The sequence below is a fragment of the Bacillus cereus group sp. N14 genome, assembly GCF_016483555.1.
In the GTDB taxonomy this organism is placed as follows: Bacteria; Bacillota; Bacilli; order Bacillales; family Bacillaceae_G; genus Bacillus_A; species Bacillus_A wiedmannii.
In genome coordinates, this window is the sequence record NZ_JAEHBQ010000001.1 from 620,745 (window position 1) to 635,251 (window position 14,507).

Consider the following 14,507-nt stretch of genomic DNA (forward strand, 5'->3'; position numbering starts at 1 on the left):
TCGAGTCATTCGATTGCACCAGGGAGGTGAAAAGTATGGCAAACATCAAATCTGCTATCAAACGCGCTAAACTTAGCGAAGAGCGTCGTTCACATAACGCTTCTATCAAGTCTGACATGCGTTCTGCTGTTAAAACTGTAGAAGCTTTAGTTACTAATAACGATCTTGAAAATGCTAAAGAAGCTTTCAAAACTGCTTCTAAAAAACTTGACAAAGCAGCTCGTAAAGGTCTTATCCACCAAAACGCTGCAGCTCGTCAAAAATCTCGCTTAGCGAAACAAGTAAACGCGTAAGGCGTTTAAAAAACGATCCATTTGGATCGTTTTTTTATATACAAAAAGTTCACGTGCTAAGCACGTGAACTTTTTGTTTCATCACATATGATTTAACCGCATTAAGAAAAACTCAAGCACAAGTTTCTTATCCATTTTTCCAGTCTTCATACTATAATCAGCTTCCGCTAATTCTATAATCACTTTTTTTAATTCTTCAAAAGAGAAAAACTTCGTTTGATTCATCGCTAACTTTACACGATATGGATGCACACCAATATGAGACGCAATTTGATTTTGTCCATAACCACGCTGCTGTAACTCTTTCACTTGATAGAGCAAGCGGAATTGACTTACTAATAACGCAAGCAGTTTAATTGGTTCCTCTTGCTGCGTAAATAATCCATCCAAAATTTGCATCGCACCCGCGATATCTTTTTTTACCACTTTTTCTGTCAAAGCAAACACATTTTGTTCAACCGATTTTGGCACAAGCTCCCCAACAAGTTTCGGTGTAATCTCTCCGCCCATACCGACGTATAACGTTAACTTGTCCATTTCCTTCGCCAACATCGTTACATTACTTCCCACAAGCTCTAACAACAAACTAACAGCTGCATTATCTATATGCACATGCACCTCATCTGCACGAGCAACAATCCACTTCTGAACATCCTGCACTTGCATCGCATTCGCTTCTACTACGTCCGCTGTTTTCTTTAATAATTTTGTAATTTTTTTTCGTTCATCAAGTTTTTCGTAAGGCGCAACAAAAACAAGAATAGAAAATGGAGAAGGCTCTCCAATATATTCTTCTAAAATTTTTATATTTTGCTCTAATTTTTCTTTTTGTGAAGTTAAAAATAGTGGTGATTTTATTAATATCACTTTACGTTCCCCGAAAAAAGGAAGTGTACGTGCATCCTCAACCACATCTTCTAAATACGCTTCTTCTAAATCATATGTCACAACATTAAACTCGCGATCTTCCTCTTCAAGCGCTTCTGTTGTAATAAGCTTTATCGTTTCATTTATAAAAAACGCTTCCGTTCCATACAGTAAATACACTGGAGCAAACTGCTTCTTTTTAATCTTTTTATGTATATCACTCATACTTTTTCCTACTCCCTAACTTGGCAATATATATTTATACTACTGCCCTAGCTTTTGTTTTACAAGTACAAAGGAACAGGCTTTATGACCCGTTCCTTTATTTATATTAAACGCCACGCAATAAGCCCCGGGTTTCTTATTGGTGTGCGGTAATCACCTTCCCTTTATTATTCACAATAAAAATTCAAGTATAAGTGCCAACTGTTAACATGCTTGGAAACAAAACACTCACGTTCCTTAACGATCTAAAGTAGTAAAAACGCTCGATTTCTCTTCATATGGAAATTGTAGATTTTTTTCTGACAATATTTTATACTAAAGTGGAATGTTGGGGAGGGATTCTAAATGAATGATTTTGAACAGAACGTTCAAAGTAAACGCAATGACGCTATTGATTCAGGGGTAGGATTTATCGTCTCATTTGGTTTTTTCGCAACACTTTTCATCATTGCAACTGTTATTAAATTTATCGGTTCTTAAAGACTGCTGCTTACTGGCAGTCTTCTTTTTTATCTATTATGTGTTTCATCGTATGTGATTTTGCTACGAAAGGTTCCGTGTTCCACTTTAAAAACATAGGAAATAGCGCCTTGCTTATCCGTACGCCATATTTCAATCCCCATCTTCTCCAAACGCTCTATCACTTCCTTATGAGGATGCCCATACCTATTACGCTCACCGACAGAAATAATCGCTATATCAGGCTGTACAGCGCTCAAAAAAGGCACTATAGATGACGTATTACTCCCATGATGAGCAACCTTTAAAACATCCGCCCGTAAATCTGGATACGTAGCTATTAAAAATTTCTCTCCTTCTTCTTCTAAATCACCTGTAAACAGCCACGTTGCCCCTCCTAATTTTGCCCATATTACGATTGAAGCATTATTTTCACTTCTTGCTTTTCCTGTTGGAGCTAACACAAAAAATTCCGCTTCATTTACGCTCCAACTCTCTCCTCCCCCCACTTCACTTATTTTCACTTCCTTTTCTAATGCCTGTTTCTTTAATACTTTTTCTAATACCGCATCTTGTTCTTTTCGGCCAAATACAACTTCTTTTACGCTTATATTTGATAATAACTCTTGCGCAGCACCTATATGATCCGCATCTCCATGCGTTACGATTAATTTATCAATTGTTTTAATCCCTTCCTTTTGTAAATAAGGGATTAAAATATCATTTCCAACAGAAAATTCATGCTTTTTCCGTTGCCATTCTTCCTTATTTGCACGCATTGTGCCACCAGTATCAATGAGGTAAATCTCTTTATCGTACGGGAGGCGAATTAAAATTGCGTCTCCCTGTCCAACATCAAGAAATGTAACACTCCCACTTTCTCGAAAATACGGATATACATAATGACATGTACAAACGAAAAGAAATATACCCGAAGCTACGAACATAATTTTCTTCGACACCCGCCTTTCCCAAACCATCAATATACTAACAATACTCGCGTAATATAGAGCTACAAGAAGTATAGGTGTTTGCCCGAAAACAAGGCGGATAAACGGTAAATTTTCACAATAACTTAGAAAATCATTAGAAAGATTCAAACCTATTGATAGTACATTCGCAAGTCCTTTTGCAAGAAACGGGAAGATCGGTATACATACCAAAACAATAATACTACACGGCAATACAATAAGAGATAAAAACGGAACGTATAGGATATTAAGAAAAATACTATATGGAGAAAAATAACCGAAGTGATATAACAAAATCGGAGTACTAACGAGTTGTGAAATAAAAGAAATATAAATGGAATTTCGGATTACTCCATTGCTACTATCTAGTAAAAGCGGGGCTGACAAAAGCAAGGCGAAACTACCCACGAACGAAAACTGAAAGCCAATATTAAAAACAAGATACGGATCAAATATAAGCATACATATAGCTGTAACGCTTAAAGCATCTAAGCTAGATAAACGAATAGAACATATGAAAGCAATCAACATCAAAACTCCTGTTATAGAAGCTCTTATAACAGACGGTGATTCTCCTGCTAAAATCATATATAGAGGAATGCAAAAGATAAGACATACTGTCGCTATCTCCCTCGTCACACCACTTCTTAGCAAAATAAAATACACAATTACCATTAACAATACGATATGCGATCCTGAAATCGCCAACAAATGTACAAGACCAAATTGCTGATATTGCTCTTCAACTTCAAATGTCATTTGTTGTCTATCACCAAATACTAATGCATTCATAAAAGCACCTGATTGCTCCGGAAACATTTCTGTAACGCCCGAGATTGATTGCTGTCTCAAAAGAAGAATCCATTGCACGAGTGACAACGATGTTTTTTGGCATTCAGAAATATGTATAGCCTCCAATATGAAATGAATATTTTGCTTATACAAATAATCACGATAATTAAAACCATGAAAGTTCCGAGCTATTGGTGGTTCTTTCCTCTCACCTTCGAATACACATGATACTCCTGCATGTAATTGTCGCAGTTGTTTCTTTTCCAAGGCCGATTTAATTTTGTAACTTAACTGCACTATATTTTTATTCTGATCTTCAACTTGAAATGTTAGGCGATCCCCGTTAATAAGAGGTGTATTTTGTATTAGCCCCCTTGTAACTTCGTAAGACTCTCCTAGAGGCTTGTTTTGCCCTTGAATATACGCAGTGTACATAGCGCCACTAAAACACGCTAACATACAAAAAAAGAAGGTTTTACGCGAAGTACGGTATAAACAATAGAAAACATACAAAACGAGACAACAAGTCAGCAATAAAACTGAAGTGGAAAAGGCAATTGCAATCCCTATGATAAATGAGATTGCAACATAACCCCATTGTCCATACAACTATACTCACTCCTTATAGCATCATTTTTGCTTTCGTGAATACATGCTGTAATTCTTCCATTGATAAGTTTTCTTTTTCTAAAGATGCAAATAGTTCTTTTAACTCCATATGACGCTTTTGATCCTCTAATGCTGCAATATTATATTCTAGCGGAACGTGTTTCACTGTTACATCCGCTTTTTCAAATAACTCTACGGCATATGGATGATTTTTATAATCCTGCGCATAATAAACTGCTGTAATACCACTTTGAATAATCGCCTTACAGCATTGTAAACAAGGGAAATGCGTAACATAAATTTCCGCTTCCTCCGTTTTCACACCGAATTTTGCACACTGTAATAAAGCATTCATTTCTGCGTGAATTGTACGAACACAATGATTATCAATAACGTAGCATCCATCATCTATACAATGTACGCCACCTTTAATTGAACCATTATATCCACCAGCAATAATTCGTTTATCACGAACGATTGTCGCTCCTACTGCAAGCCTTGTACATGTACTACGTAAAGATAGCAGATGGCTTTGCGTCATAAAATATTGATCCCATGAAATTCGTTCCATATTTTTCACCTACTTTTTTGTCTACTTGTAGTGTAGCGAATGAAGAAAAACTTCGTCAATCTTTTACGGAATAATAATTTGATCTTTTATTCTTTCCAATGACTTCACACCGATCCCATCAATCTCCAACAAATCTTCTATTTTCTGAAAAGGACCATGTTCTTCTCGATATTTCAAAATACTTTCTGCTTTCCGAGAACCAATGCCTGTAATTTTTTCAAGTTGTTCTTTAGAAGCTGCATTTATTTGAACTTTCCCCTCCCCCTTTGCAATAGCAGCTACCTCTTGCACTTGTTCGTTTTCATTCGGTACATAAAGGATCATTTGGTCTTGTACCATTTGTGCTAAATTTACCTTCTTCCTATCTGCCTCAGGTAAAAAACCACCTGCCTTTTCAATAGCATCCTTGACCCGGTCCCCTTCTTTCATTTCATACACCCCCTCTTTAACAACAGCCCCTTTCATATCAATTACAATTATTTTTTTCTGCTGCTTTGTATCCGATATTTTCGGTTTACTTTTCTTCTCTAGCTCTTTCGCTTGAACATCCGTTGCAATGACCGTTCGCTCTGTATGCTGGTTCGTTTTCCAAAAAAGAAGAAAAAGTACAGTTCCAATAATAGCTACTAATCCTAACCATTTCTTTGGAAAATCCCACATCATTTTACACCTCTAATCATAAATTTATAACATCATTCATATTGTTTAGGAGAAAGCTGTTACGAAGGAGGGATGAAACATTGAACATAGGAATTATAGGGACAGGGAACATGGGGAATATACTAATCGACGCATTTTTAGAAACCCGTGCTGTCAAACCTTCGTGCCTTACAATGATTAATCGAACGCCCGCCAAAGCATATCATATAAAGGAAAAACACCCTTCTGTTCATATAGCCAAAACTATCGATGAGGTAATCGAACGATCACATCTTATTTTTATTTGCGTAAAGCCGATAGATATATACCCGATCCTACAAAAATACGCTGAACATTTTTCTGATGAAAAGTGCTTAGTTTCTATCACAAGTCCAATATCTCCGTCACAATTAGAGACGCTTGTACCTTGCCACATTGCACGTATCATTCCGAGCATTACAAACCGCGCCCTGTCTGGCGCATCACTATTTACATTTGGAAGTAAATGCTCTGAAGAGTGGCAACAAAAGCTATTTCGCCTATTCAAAAACATTTCTACTCCTCTTATGATAGAAGAAGATATAACGCGCGTTTCATCTGATATAGCAAGCTGCGGCCCTGCATTCTTTAGTTATTTATTACAATGTTTCATTAACGCTGCTGTAGATAAAACAAATATTACACATGAAGAAGCCACTACTTTAGTAAGTGAAATGGTCGTTGGAATGGGGAAACTACTTGAAAAAGAGATTTTCACATTGCCTACTTTACAAGAAAAAGTATGTGTTAAAGGCGGCGTTACAGGAGAAGGCATTCGTGTTTTAGAAGAACATGTTGGGGATATGTTTCATAAATTAATTGAGCGGACACACGAGAAATTTGATGAAGATTTAAAATGCGTCGATCAGCAATTCAATAAACACACATAATAAATACGTCATCGTCATTCCAAATCCTTTTTATAAATACTTACTTTTTTACATTACATTTTCACTTAAACTAGTATTTTCACACTTCACGTATATCATCTTCTTATTATGCTAGAACTAAAATTACAACTTCTTTATAAAACAAAAGCAACCTTCTCGGTTGCTTTTGTTTTATGCGTTTTTCTTCGCCATGAAGAAAATACGCTCTGTTTGTTCTGTAACTTCAAGTCGCTCAAAGTCACCAGTCACACGAAGCACTGTAAAACCAGCTTCTTCAAGCCATTTCGTTAACTCTTCAACCTGATATGCACGTTGCACGTGACATTCGTCAAAACGATGGTACACATCTTCTTCTGGGTCTTGAACAAAGAATGTTAAATCATGTTCTACACTATTTGATTCTTCACCAGGGAAGCAATTCCAAATAAGAGATATTTCTTCTCCATTCACTGTGTATGTTTCATTTTGAAATACATGATGTATTTTATATAAAGAATGTACATCAAATAAAAACAAACCATCTTGACGTAAATGGTGAAACACTCTTCGAAATGTTTCTTGCACTCCATCTTCTTGCAATACATAATTTAATGAATCACAAAAGATCGTTACACAGTCAAACTCACCTGGAACATCAAGCTCTCGCATGTCTTGTTGGTAAAAAGGAATAAAGTATCCTTCTCCGCCTAGTTTTTGCTGAGCGACCGTTAACATCTCTTCTGAAAGATCGACACCGATTAAATCGTAACCCTTTTGTACAAGCGGAAGTGTTACATTACCAGTACCGCATGCTACATCAAGAATCTTCGCCTCTTTCATATCCGCTTGCTGTAAACTTTCCTCTGTGAATTCCACCCATTTATCATAAGGAACATCATTCATTAGTTCGTCGTACAACAATGCAAATTGTTCGTATTTCATTGGTCTAGCTCGTCTGTAATATCCTCACGTGGCACATCGCCCCAAAGACGCTCTAAATTATAGTGATTACGCTCATCTTTATGGAATACATGAGCAACTACATCTCCAAGGTCAACTAATACCCAGCGTGCTTCGTCAAAACCTTCCATACGTTGTACGTCGATTTCAAACTCATGTGCTTTTGATTTAATTTCACGCGCAATTGCTTGCACTTGCTTATCTGAGTTACCGTGACAAATAATGAAATAATCTGCAATCGGTGAAATACCTTGCATATTTAGGACAACCATATCTTCTGCTCTCTTATCATCAGCCGCTTTTGCTGCTAATACTAATAAATCTTTATCTTTCATTTACTAATTTCCTCCTTGATAACTGCGTTGTATGTTTGGAATGTTAATGGATAAATCGTTTGATTTTTTTCCATTAAAAATTGAATTGTTCGCTTTAACGCAAATAATAAAGCTTGATTTATATCCGTATATGCGAGTTTACGAGCTTCCTCCACCCCTGGAAACTTTCGCCCAGGCTCAATGTAATCAGCTACATAAATTACTTTATCTAACATCGTCATTTTCTCATGACCACTTGTATGATATGTAATAGCTTGCAGGATTTCAGGATCCGTAATGCCTACTTCTTTTTCTACTAAGTATGCCCCAACAGGTGCATGCCATAACTCTTTGTTATAACAAAGTAAATCTTTCGGCAAATCTTCACTTTTAATAATCTCTTCCATCTCAGAAATCGCTCTACACTTCGCATAATCATGGAATATAGCTGCAACTTCAGCCTTTTTTTCATCCACACCGTATAACTTAGCAAGTTCAATTGCTGTCTCCATTACACCTATTGTGTGTATATAACGTTTTTCATGCATTTGTTGTTTGACAATATGAAGTGCTTTCTCACGATTCATACAACCCATTCCTCTCGATATACACCTGTACTTTTTCAGGAAGTAAATATTTACATGTTCTCTTCTCTTTATATCTCTCACGCAATAAAGATGAAGAAACTGCAAACTCCGGAATTTCCACAGTGGTGATAGGATAAGGCGTACGCAATGTATAACCAGGTCTTGCAACCCCAACAAACGTCACAAGATCGAGTAACGCTTCAATGTTATACCACTTCGGTAAATACTCAACCATATCTCCACCAATAATAAAGTGAAACTGCACATCCGGATACTTCTTCGTCAATTGTAACATAGTGTCATACGTATAAGATGGGCCCTTTCTGCTTAGCTCTTCTAAACAAATAGAAAAATGTTCCTCCGCCTCAGTCGCAAGCTCTAACATTTGTAAGCGATTTTCTACACTTGTAATATTCCGTCCTTGTTTATGCGGTGGAATTTGGTTCGGTAAGAACCATACTTCTTCTAAATTCAAAGCGTGATATACTTCATTTGCAATTAGCAAATGCCCATAATGTGGCGGATCAAATGTACCGCCAATGATGCCAATTTTTCTCAAAAGAAACGCCCCTTCCTTTTACCTACAGTAACTCTCTTCATTCCTATCCGAAGAGAGTTCACTGTTAATAAAAGTTCAATTGGTTTCGCTCTCTACATCATTACGCACTAACGATAAAAAATAGCATATGCTATTCTTTTGATCGAGGAAGCTTAATTTGTTTATTTTCTCTAGATTCTTTGTATAAAACGATTGTACTTCCAATTACTTGAACGATTTCAGCACGTGCGCCTTTTGCAAGTTCTTCTGCAACTTCACGACGATCGAATTCACAGTTTTGTAGCACACTTACTTTAAATAGTTCACGAACTTCTAAAGTATCTGCGATTTGTTTAATCATATTTTCATTTACTCCGCCTTTTCCTACTTGAAAAATTGGTGTTAAATGATGTGCTTGTGCACGTAAAAATCTTTTTTGTTTTCCTGTTAACATATATGTTAGCCTCCAAGCTTTCTTATAACTAATTGTTTCATTCTATCGATATTCGGTACACGCCCTGTCCACATTTCAAATGCAAGTGCACCTTGATAAACAAACATATCAATACCATTTTGAATCATTGCACCTTGCTCTTTTGCCTCACATAAAATTTTCGTTTCAAATGGATTATAAATTATATCTGATACAATCGTCCCTTTTTTTAACGAAGAAATTTGTAATGGCGTATATTCGACGCGTGGATGCATACCTATTGTTGTCGTCTGAATGATAATATCATAATTTCCTTGTTCTTCTGTTGCTTTTTCTAGCGATAAAGCAACAGAATTAACAGTAGCCGTACATGCAGCAATAAGTTCTTTCGCCTTATCTGCTGTACGATTAGCTACATCAATCTCTTTCACACCTACATCAGCAAGAGAAAAATAAATAGCTCGACTAGCACCACCTGCGCCAAGCAATAAAATACGTTTCTCCTGAAGTGGTTCACTACTAATTGACTGCAGCGCTCGGACAAAACCAATTCCATCTGTATTATAGCCAATCAGTTTTCCATCCTTATGAACCACTGTATTTACTGCACCAATTTGTTTTGCTAGCGGGTCAATCTCATCCAAATAATCCATAATAGCAACTTTGTGCGGCGTTGTTACATTAAATCCTGAAATACCTAATGCTTTTAAACCTCTTACTGCTTCCCCTAGCACTTCCTCTTTAACAAGAAATGCATGATAATGGGCATCCATATTCAAGTGTTCAAATGCATCGTTATGCATAACTGGCGATAATGAATGTCCAATTGGATTTCCGATTACACCATATAATTGTTTCATAAATCCCTCTCCATATTAAATTAAAGATTTACGTAGCGAAACACTTACTCCTTTTGGTACGTGTGCAACAATTTTTGCTCCCGGTTCGTTTACCGTAACCCATCCTAATCCAGAGAATACAACATCCGTTTTTGGTTCACGAATATTAAATTCGTATTTCACTAACTCTGGCATATTTTCTAATTCTTCTGGTGTTGGCGGGCTTAGTAAATCCCCAGCATGATTTTTATACAATTCATCTGCTTTCTCAAGCTTTGTACGATGGATTGTTAAACGATTCGAGAAGTGACAAGTAAATGCACGACGACCACCACTTACATAATCAAAACGTGCCAATCCACTGAAGAATAGTGTTTGTTCTTCATTTAATTGGAACACCATTGGCTTAATTTCTTTTGTTGGTGTAATAAGCTTTAAGCTTTCTTTTCCAACATAATGAGCCATTTGATGGTGGTTAATAATACCTGGCGTATCATATAAAGAAGATTCTTCGTCTAACGGAATATCAATTAAATCAAGTGTTGTTCCTGGGAAATGAGATGTTGTAATTACATTTTCAGTCTCATCACTAAATTCTTTAATCATACGATTAATAAATGTTGACTTTCCTACATTCGTACATCCAACAACGTAAACATCTTTTCCGCCGCGGTAATACTCAATAGCATCTGCCAACTCAGCAATCCCTTGTCCCTTTGCTGCACTAATTAAAAAGACATCTTCTGGCTTTAATCCTAGCTGCTTTGCACTATAGCGCATCCAATGCTTTACTTTATCATGTTTTACTGACTTAGGAATTAAATCAGCTTTATTTCCAACAAGTAATACTTTATTATTTCCCACGAAACGATGTAGGCCAGGTAACCAGCTACCATTAAAATCAAAAATATCTACAATTTTAACTACTAACGCATCCGATTTTCCAATTCCATTTAGAATACGTAGGAAGTCATCATCTGTTAATGATACATCTTGAATTTCGTTATAATGTTTCAAGCGAAAACAGCGTTGACAAATTACTTGTTCTTTCTCTAAAGATGAGGTAGGAGCATATCCCACTTCGTTTTTATCTTCTGTTTGAATTTCTACACCGCAACCAATACATTTAATTGTTTCAGTCAAACTTTATTCCTCCCAGTTAATTAAACCTTTTTTCTTCATATTTCTCATAATTCTTCGTTCAATTTTTCGATTAAAGCGCGTTACTAATCCGTCCGTTTGTGCTACCGGTACAACTAAAATTGTATGAAGTCCCACTCGGTTTCCACCTAAAACATCCGTTAGTAACTGATCTCCAATTACTACAACTTCATCTGGTTGCAGGTGCATCTCTTGTATCGCACGCTTAAACGCGCGAACAAATGGTTTACGCGCACTATGAATAAATGGAATACCTAATGGATCAGCAAAGTCTTTCACACGTTGCTCATTATTATTTGAAACGACCGTTACTTGAATACCTTGCTCTTTCATTTTCAAAAACCATTCTTCAAGTTGTGGCGTTGCATTTGGACGATCCCATTCAATTAACGTGTTATCTAAATCAGTAATGACACCTTTAATTCCACGTTTTTTCAAATCTTCTGGTTGAACATGATATACATTTTTCACATATTCATTTGGTAAAAATAGCTTCAATTTCTTTCACCTCTTTGAGGAGTTTTCATAAAAATTTTTCGACAACATATTTCGATATATGACCTGTGGATAAAATTGTACACATTTTCCACATTAATTTTTCAGCCAATTTGGAATTTACTAACAATCTATACACATTTTATCCACCTAGGTATGTGGATAACCACTCGTTTGTGACTGTCATATTTTTTTGGTACATTAAATGCAACAACGAATCAATCCTTAAATTATTAGGAGGTGACTCACCTTGAAAACAAAATATATGGAACAGTTGTCTACTGAGTTACTCACTGAGTCTTATTATAAAGCAAAAGAACTAAAATTAAATCCCGACTTCATTTTACTTATAAAACAAGAAATGATTAGACGCTCATTAGAGGACAAGCTTGTCAAATCGTCTTGATTACATATAAAGTGAAATTTTAATGAGCTAACTTGTAAAAAGAGCCATCCTGCGATGGCTCTCGAATAAACAAGTACTCCCATCTAGGGAATTTCATCATTAAGCATCTTTGTCCATAACTCTTGCTTACAGTTATAAAATGTTTTCTTTACTTATGAGCCGAACGAGTAGCAATTTTTTCACCAAGACGAAGCTCTTGTCCACTCTTCAATTCCTGCACTACTTCTATCATATCTTTTTCAAACAATAACACAACTGTTGAGCCAAATGTAAAGTATGCCATTTCTTCACCTTTTTGAACAGTGTCTCTTTCATGCAACAGCTCAATACTATTAACAAACATAGCTCCTACTTTTACAAGTGCCATATGTTCACCGTCACTATTTACTTCTGTAACAGAGCGATAATTTTTTGACAATGGCTCTTTCCCATATTCCATACCAGCTGCATTTACCGGATATGACTTTCTACCAAGTACAAACCTTTCAGTCACAGAACCAGAAAGCGGACTATGAATACGATGATAATGACTTGGGCTTAAATAAATAACCATGTATGTACCACCTGCATATCGCTTTGCACGTTCTTCATTACCTAGCATATCCACTATTGAATAACGCTTACCTTTAATATCAAATGTTTTCGTGTCCTCAATAGGACCGTGATCAGCAAAAACACCATCAACAGGACTAACGATACTCGATGCATCTGTATCAACACTACGCTTTCCTTCTTTTAGCTTACGCGTAAATAATTCATGCAATGTTCTATATTCCTTCAAACCCTTTTCCATCTCATCTTGGTTAATTTGAAAAACTTTCGCATACGATGGAATAATGATAGAGCTCAAACGAGATTGTGCAAATTTACGTAATATATAAGAAGTAAAACGACCATTTGTAAGTTCGATCATAAGTCGATATAATGTACGTCGCAAATTGCGAAACCTCCTAATCAGTCTATAACTTTAGCTTCCCCTTCTTTTCCTTCTATATCATATGTAAAATTGGTTCTTATTCCCACATATCATATAGAACTGTTTCATTATACATGCGGAAAACTAAGTATGGTATTATTCTTAAATTGTTTAGCACCCTCTAATATTACAGATAGAATCCGTCATTTTCAACAGTGAACATAGATTTCTTCTGAACACAACTCTTTTTCTTTCCTTATTTACAAAAAGAAAAGCAGCCCATTTTAAAATATGGCTGCTTGCAATGTACATTATTCTTTCGCTTTTTTCTCTTTCTCAGCTCTTACAAATTCATGGAACATTTTCATTAAAGCGCGCTTTTCAATTCTTGATACGTAGCTTCTGGAAATACCAAGTGCCTTCGCAATCTCTCGTTGCGTTTTCTCCTTATCAAGCCCCAGTCCAAAACGCTTCACGATTACTTCTTTCTCTCGTTCGTCTAAAATATCGATATACTCTTTAATCTTTTCTAACTCCATACTAAGCTGAATCATATCAATTACATCTTCAGACTCTGATTTTAATATATCGATAAGCGATATTTCATTCCCCTCTTTATCTTGCCCGATTGGATCATGAAGTGAAACGTCTTTTTTCGTTTTTTTCAGTACACGTAAATGCATTAAAATTTCATTTTCAATACAGCGTGCTGCATACGTCGCAAGTTTTGTACCTTTTCCTGCCGAATAGCTCTCGATCGCTTTAATGAGCCCAATTGTACCAATTGAAATTAAATCTTCTGCATCTTCCCCTGTGTTTTCAAATTTTTTAACGATATGAGCTACAAGCCGTAAATTATGTTCAATTAACAGATTTCTCGCTTGAGCATCACCTTGCTCCATTAACTCTAAGTACTTTCTCTCATCGTCTGATGATAACGGCTGCGGAAACGCATTATTCTTCACATAAGAAACAAAGACAAACACTTCTCGAACCATATATCCAATTGCGGCGAATAGACTCAAACCTTTCACCTCCGCCAAAATAGTGGTCTTTACTATGTGTATGTGGGCGTGAGGTTATTTGTGTCTGTACGATATAAATATGGAATCCTTAGCTTTTTGTCGAACGAAATACGTCTTTCATACCTGGAATATTTTTTCCAATGCATTACAATATGTTAAGTTCCAAAATTTTGAAAGAGGTGTTTTCATGCGATACGCTACATCACAAATCAGAAACCTTGTAATACTCACATCATCATTTTTCTTACTTTCAGCTTGCGGACAACAAACGTCTCCTACAAAAACTGAGGCTACTAAACAAGATACTGCCGTATCAAAAGACAGTGCAAAAACTGAAGATAGCCAAAAAACTGAAGACAGTGCAAAAGCTGAGAACAACGCAAAAACCGAGAACAACGTAAAAACTGAGAACAACACAAAAGCTGAGAACAACACAAAAGCTGAGAACAACACAAAAGCTGAGAACAACACAAAAGCTGAGAACAACACAAAAGCTGAG

The 14,507-nt window shown here is 36.2% G+C and carries 18 protein-coding genes and 1 pseudogene; 5 read left to right on the top strand and 14 right to left on the bottom strand.

The features are described 5' to 3' along the window. The first annotated feature begins 35 nt into the window (after positions 1-35). On the top strand, positions 36-293 hold the full coding sequence (gene rpsT, locus JDS82_RS03280; protein ID WP_001274014.1) for a 30S ribosomal protein S20: 258 nt from the start codon (positions 36-38) through the stop codon (positions 291-293). A gap of 81 nt (positions 294-374) precedes the next feature. Here rpsT and holA read toward each other — a convergent pair whose 3' ends face one another. Then, complete coding sequence (gene holA, locus JDS82_RS03285; protein ID WP_001279932.1) at positions 375-1,385, bottom strand: DNA polymerase III subunit delta; 1,011 nt, start codon at positions 1,383-1,385, stop codon at positions 375-377. A 345-nt stretch (positions 1,386-1,730) separates the two neighbouring features. Here holA and JDS82_RS03290 point away from each other — a divergent pair, with 345 nt between their 5' ends. Beyond that, positions 1,731-1,865, top strand: coding sequence for a YqzM family protein (locus JDS82_RS03290; RefSeq protein WP_000997609.1), 135 nt, complete (start codon positions 1,731-1,733; stop codon positions 1,863-1,865). 29 nt (positions 1,866-1,894) lie between these two features. Here JDS82_RS03290 and JDS82_RS03295 read toward each other — a convergent pair whose 3' ends face one another. The 3 genes from JDS82_RS03295 to JDS82_RS03305 form a co-directional block, all read right to left on the bottom strand. Beyond that, positions 1,895-4,216: a DNA internalization-related competence protein ComEC/Rec2 gene (locus JDS82_RS03295; protein ID WP_199712631.1), complete on the bottom strand. Its 2,322-nt coding sequence runs from the start codon at positions 4,214-4,216 to the stop codon at positions 1,895-1,897. Between the two features lie 13 nt (positions 4,217-4,229). Beyond that, a complete protein-coding gene (locus JDS82_RS03300; RefSeq protein WP_000439780.1) occupies positions 4,230-4,787 on the bottom strand; it encodes a ComE operon protein 2 in 558 nt (185 codons plus the stop codon). A 63-nt stretch (positions 4,788-4,850) separates the two neighbouring features. Further along, positions 4,851-5,450, bottom strand: coding sequence for a helix-hairpin-helix domain-containing protein (locus JDS82_RS03305; RefSeq protein ID WP_000989940.1), 600 nt, complete (start codon positions 5,448-5,450; stop codon positions 4,851-4,853). 77 nt (positions 5,451-5,527) lie between these two features. On the opposite strand from JDS82_RS03305, the gene comER reads away from it, so the two are divergent. After that, positions 5,528-6,355: a late competence protein ComER gene (gene comER / locus JDS82_RS03310; protein ID WP_001020561.1), complete on the top strand. Its 828-nt coding sequence runs from the start codon at positions 5,528-5,530 to the stop codon at positions 6,353-6,355. A gap of 171 nt (positions 6,356-6,526) precedes the next feature. Here the strand turns inward: comER and JDS82_RS03315 are convergent, their stop codons facing one another. The 8 genes from JDS82_RS03315 to JDS82_RS03350 all read right to left on the bottom strand — a co-directional run bounded on the left by JDS82_RS03315 (position 6,527) and on the right by JDS82_RS03350 (position 11,664). Further along, complete coding sequence (locus JDS82_RS03315; RefSeq protein WP_000873068.1) at positions 6,527-7,276, bottom strand: class I SAM-dependent methyltransferase; 750 nt, start codon at positions 7,274-7,276, stop codon at positions 6,527-6,529. Continuing rightward, positions 7,273-7,629, bottom strand: a complete 357-nt coding sequence (rsfS, locus tag JDS82_RS03320; RefSeq protein ID WP_000653202.1) for a ribosome silencing factor — start codon at positions 7,627-7,629, stop codon at positions 7,273-7,275. Before rsfS ends, JDS82_RS03315 begins: the two co-directional genes overlap by 4 nt. After that, a complete protein-coding gene (yqeK, locus tag JDS82_RS03325) occupies positions 7,626-8,195 on the bottom strand; it encodes a bis(5'-nucleosyl)-tetraphosphatase (symmetrical) YqeK (protein WP_001078363.1) in 570 nt (189 codons plus the stop codon). The genes rsfS and yqeK overlap by 4 nt, the downstream gene beginning before the upstream one ends. Next, positions 8,185-8,754 (bottom strand): nicotinate-nucleotide adenylyltransferase, encoded by a 570-nt coding sequence (gene nadD / locus JDS82_RS03330; protein WP_001226041.1) that lies wholly within the window; start codon positions 8,752-8,754, stop codon positions 8,185-8,187. Before nadD ends, yqeK begins: the two co-directional genes overlap by 11 nt. Before the next feature lie 130 nt (positions 8,755-8,884). Then, on the bottom strand, positions 8,885-9,187 hold the full coding sequence (gene yhbY / locus JDS82_RS03335) for a ribosome assembly RNA-binding protein YhbY (RefSeq protein WP_000955225.1): 303 nt from the start codon (positions 9,185-9,187) through the stop codon (positions 8,885-8,887). A 5-nt stretch (positions 9,188-9,192) separates the two neighbouring features. Beyond that, complete coding sequence (gene aroE, locus JDS82_RS03340) at positions 9,193-10,026, bottom strand: shikimate dehydrogenase (protein WP_000812092.1); 834 nt, start codon at positions 10,024-10,026, stop codon at positions 9,193-9,195. A gap of 15 nt (positions 10,027-10,041) precedes the next feature. Further along, positions 10,042-11,148 carry a ribosome biogenesis GTPase YqeH gene (gene yqeH, locus JDS82_RS03345; protein WP_048541493.1) on the bottom strand — a complete coding sequence of 369 codons (1,107 nt, stop codon included), beginning with the start codon at positions 11,146-11,148 and terminating at the stop codon, positions 10,042-10,044. A gap of 3 nt (positions 11,149-11,151) precedes the next feature. After that, positions 11,152-11,664, bottom strand: coding sequence for a YqeG family HAD IIIA-type phosphatase (locus tag JDS82_RS03350; protein ID WP_000765308.1), 513 nt, complete (start codon positions 11,662-11,664; stop codon positions 11,152-11,154). A gap of 247 nt (positions 11,665-11,911) precedes the next feature. Here JDS82_RS03350 and sda point away from each other — a divergent pair, with 247 nt between their 5' ends. Next, positions 11,912-12,067 (top strand): sporulation histidine kinase inhibitor Sda, encoded by a 156-nt coding sequence (gene sda, locus JDS82_RS03355; protein ID WP_000853283.1) that lies wholly within the window; start codon positions 11,912-11,914, stop codon positions 12,065-12,067. A 148-nt stretch (positions 12,068-12,215) separates the two neighbouring features. Here the strand turns inward: sda and JDS82_RS03360 are convergent, their stop codons facing one another. After that, positions 12,216-13,004 carry a phosphatidylserine decarboxylase gene (locus JDS82_RS03360; protein WP_001255007.1) on the bottom strand — a complete coding sequence of 263 codons (789 nt, stop codon included), beginning with the start codon at positions 13,002-13,004 and terminating at the stop codon, positions 12,216-12,218. A gap of 290 nt (positions 13,005-13,294) precedes the next feature. Beyond that, positions 13,295-14,008, bottom strand: coding sequence for an RNA polymerase sporulation sigma factor SigK (sigK, locus tag JDS82_RS03365; protein WP_000051382.1), 714 nt, complete (start codon positions 14,006-14,008; stop codon positions 13,295-13,297). Positions 14,009-14,195: 187 nt separating this feature from the next. On the opposite strand from sigK, the pseudogene JDS82_RS03370 reads away from it, so the two are divergent. Continuing rightward, a pseudogene (locus JDS82_RS03370) lies at positions 14,196-14,507 on the top strand (hypothetical protein); the annotation flags it as partial.

What these genes read in the sequence shown, in the direction of transcription:
- JDS82_RS03290 (WP_000997609.1), top strand. Translation starts at nt 1,731, where the DNA reads ATGAATGATTTTGAACAGAACGTTCAAAGTAAACGCAATGACGCTATT.
- yhbY (WP_000955225.1), bottom strand. Translation starts at nt 9,187, where the DNA reads ATGTTAACAGGAAAACAAAAAAGATTTTTACGTGCACAAGCACATCAT.
- rpsT (WP_001274014.1), top strand. Translation starts at nt 36, where the DNA reads ATGGCAAACATCAAATCTGCTATCAAACGCGCTAAACTTAGCGAAGAG.
- yqeK (WP_001078363.1), bottom strand. Translation starts at nt 8,195, where the DNA reads ATGAATCGTGAGAAAGCACTTCATATTGTCAAACAACAAATGCATGAA.
- JDS82_RS03305 (WP_000989940.1), bottom strand. Translation starts at nt 5,450, where the DNA reads ATGATGTGGGATTTTCCAAAGAAATGGTTAGGATTAGTAGCTATTATT.
- rsfS (WP_000653202.1), bottom strand. Translation starts at nt 7,629, where the DNA reads ATGAAAGATAAAGATTTATTAGTATTAGCAGCAAAAGCGGCTGATGAT.
- JDS82_RS03300 (WP_000439780.1), bottom strand. Translation starts at nt 4,787, where the DNA reads ATGGAACGAATTTCATGGGATCAATATTTTATGACGCAAAGCCATCTG.
- JDS82_RS03315 (WP_000873068.1), bottom strand. Translation starts at nt 7,276, where the DNA reads ATGAAATACGAACAATTTGCATTGTTGTACGACGAACTAATGAATGAT.
- holA (WP_001279932.1), bottom strand. Translation starts at nt 1,385, where the DNA reads ATGAGTGATATACATAAAAAGATTAAAAAGAAGCAGTTTGCTCCAGTG.
- aroE (WP_000812092.1), bottom strand. Translation starts at nt 10,026, where the DNA reads ATGAAACAATTATATGGTGTAATCGGAAATCCAATTGGACATTCATTA.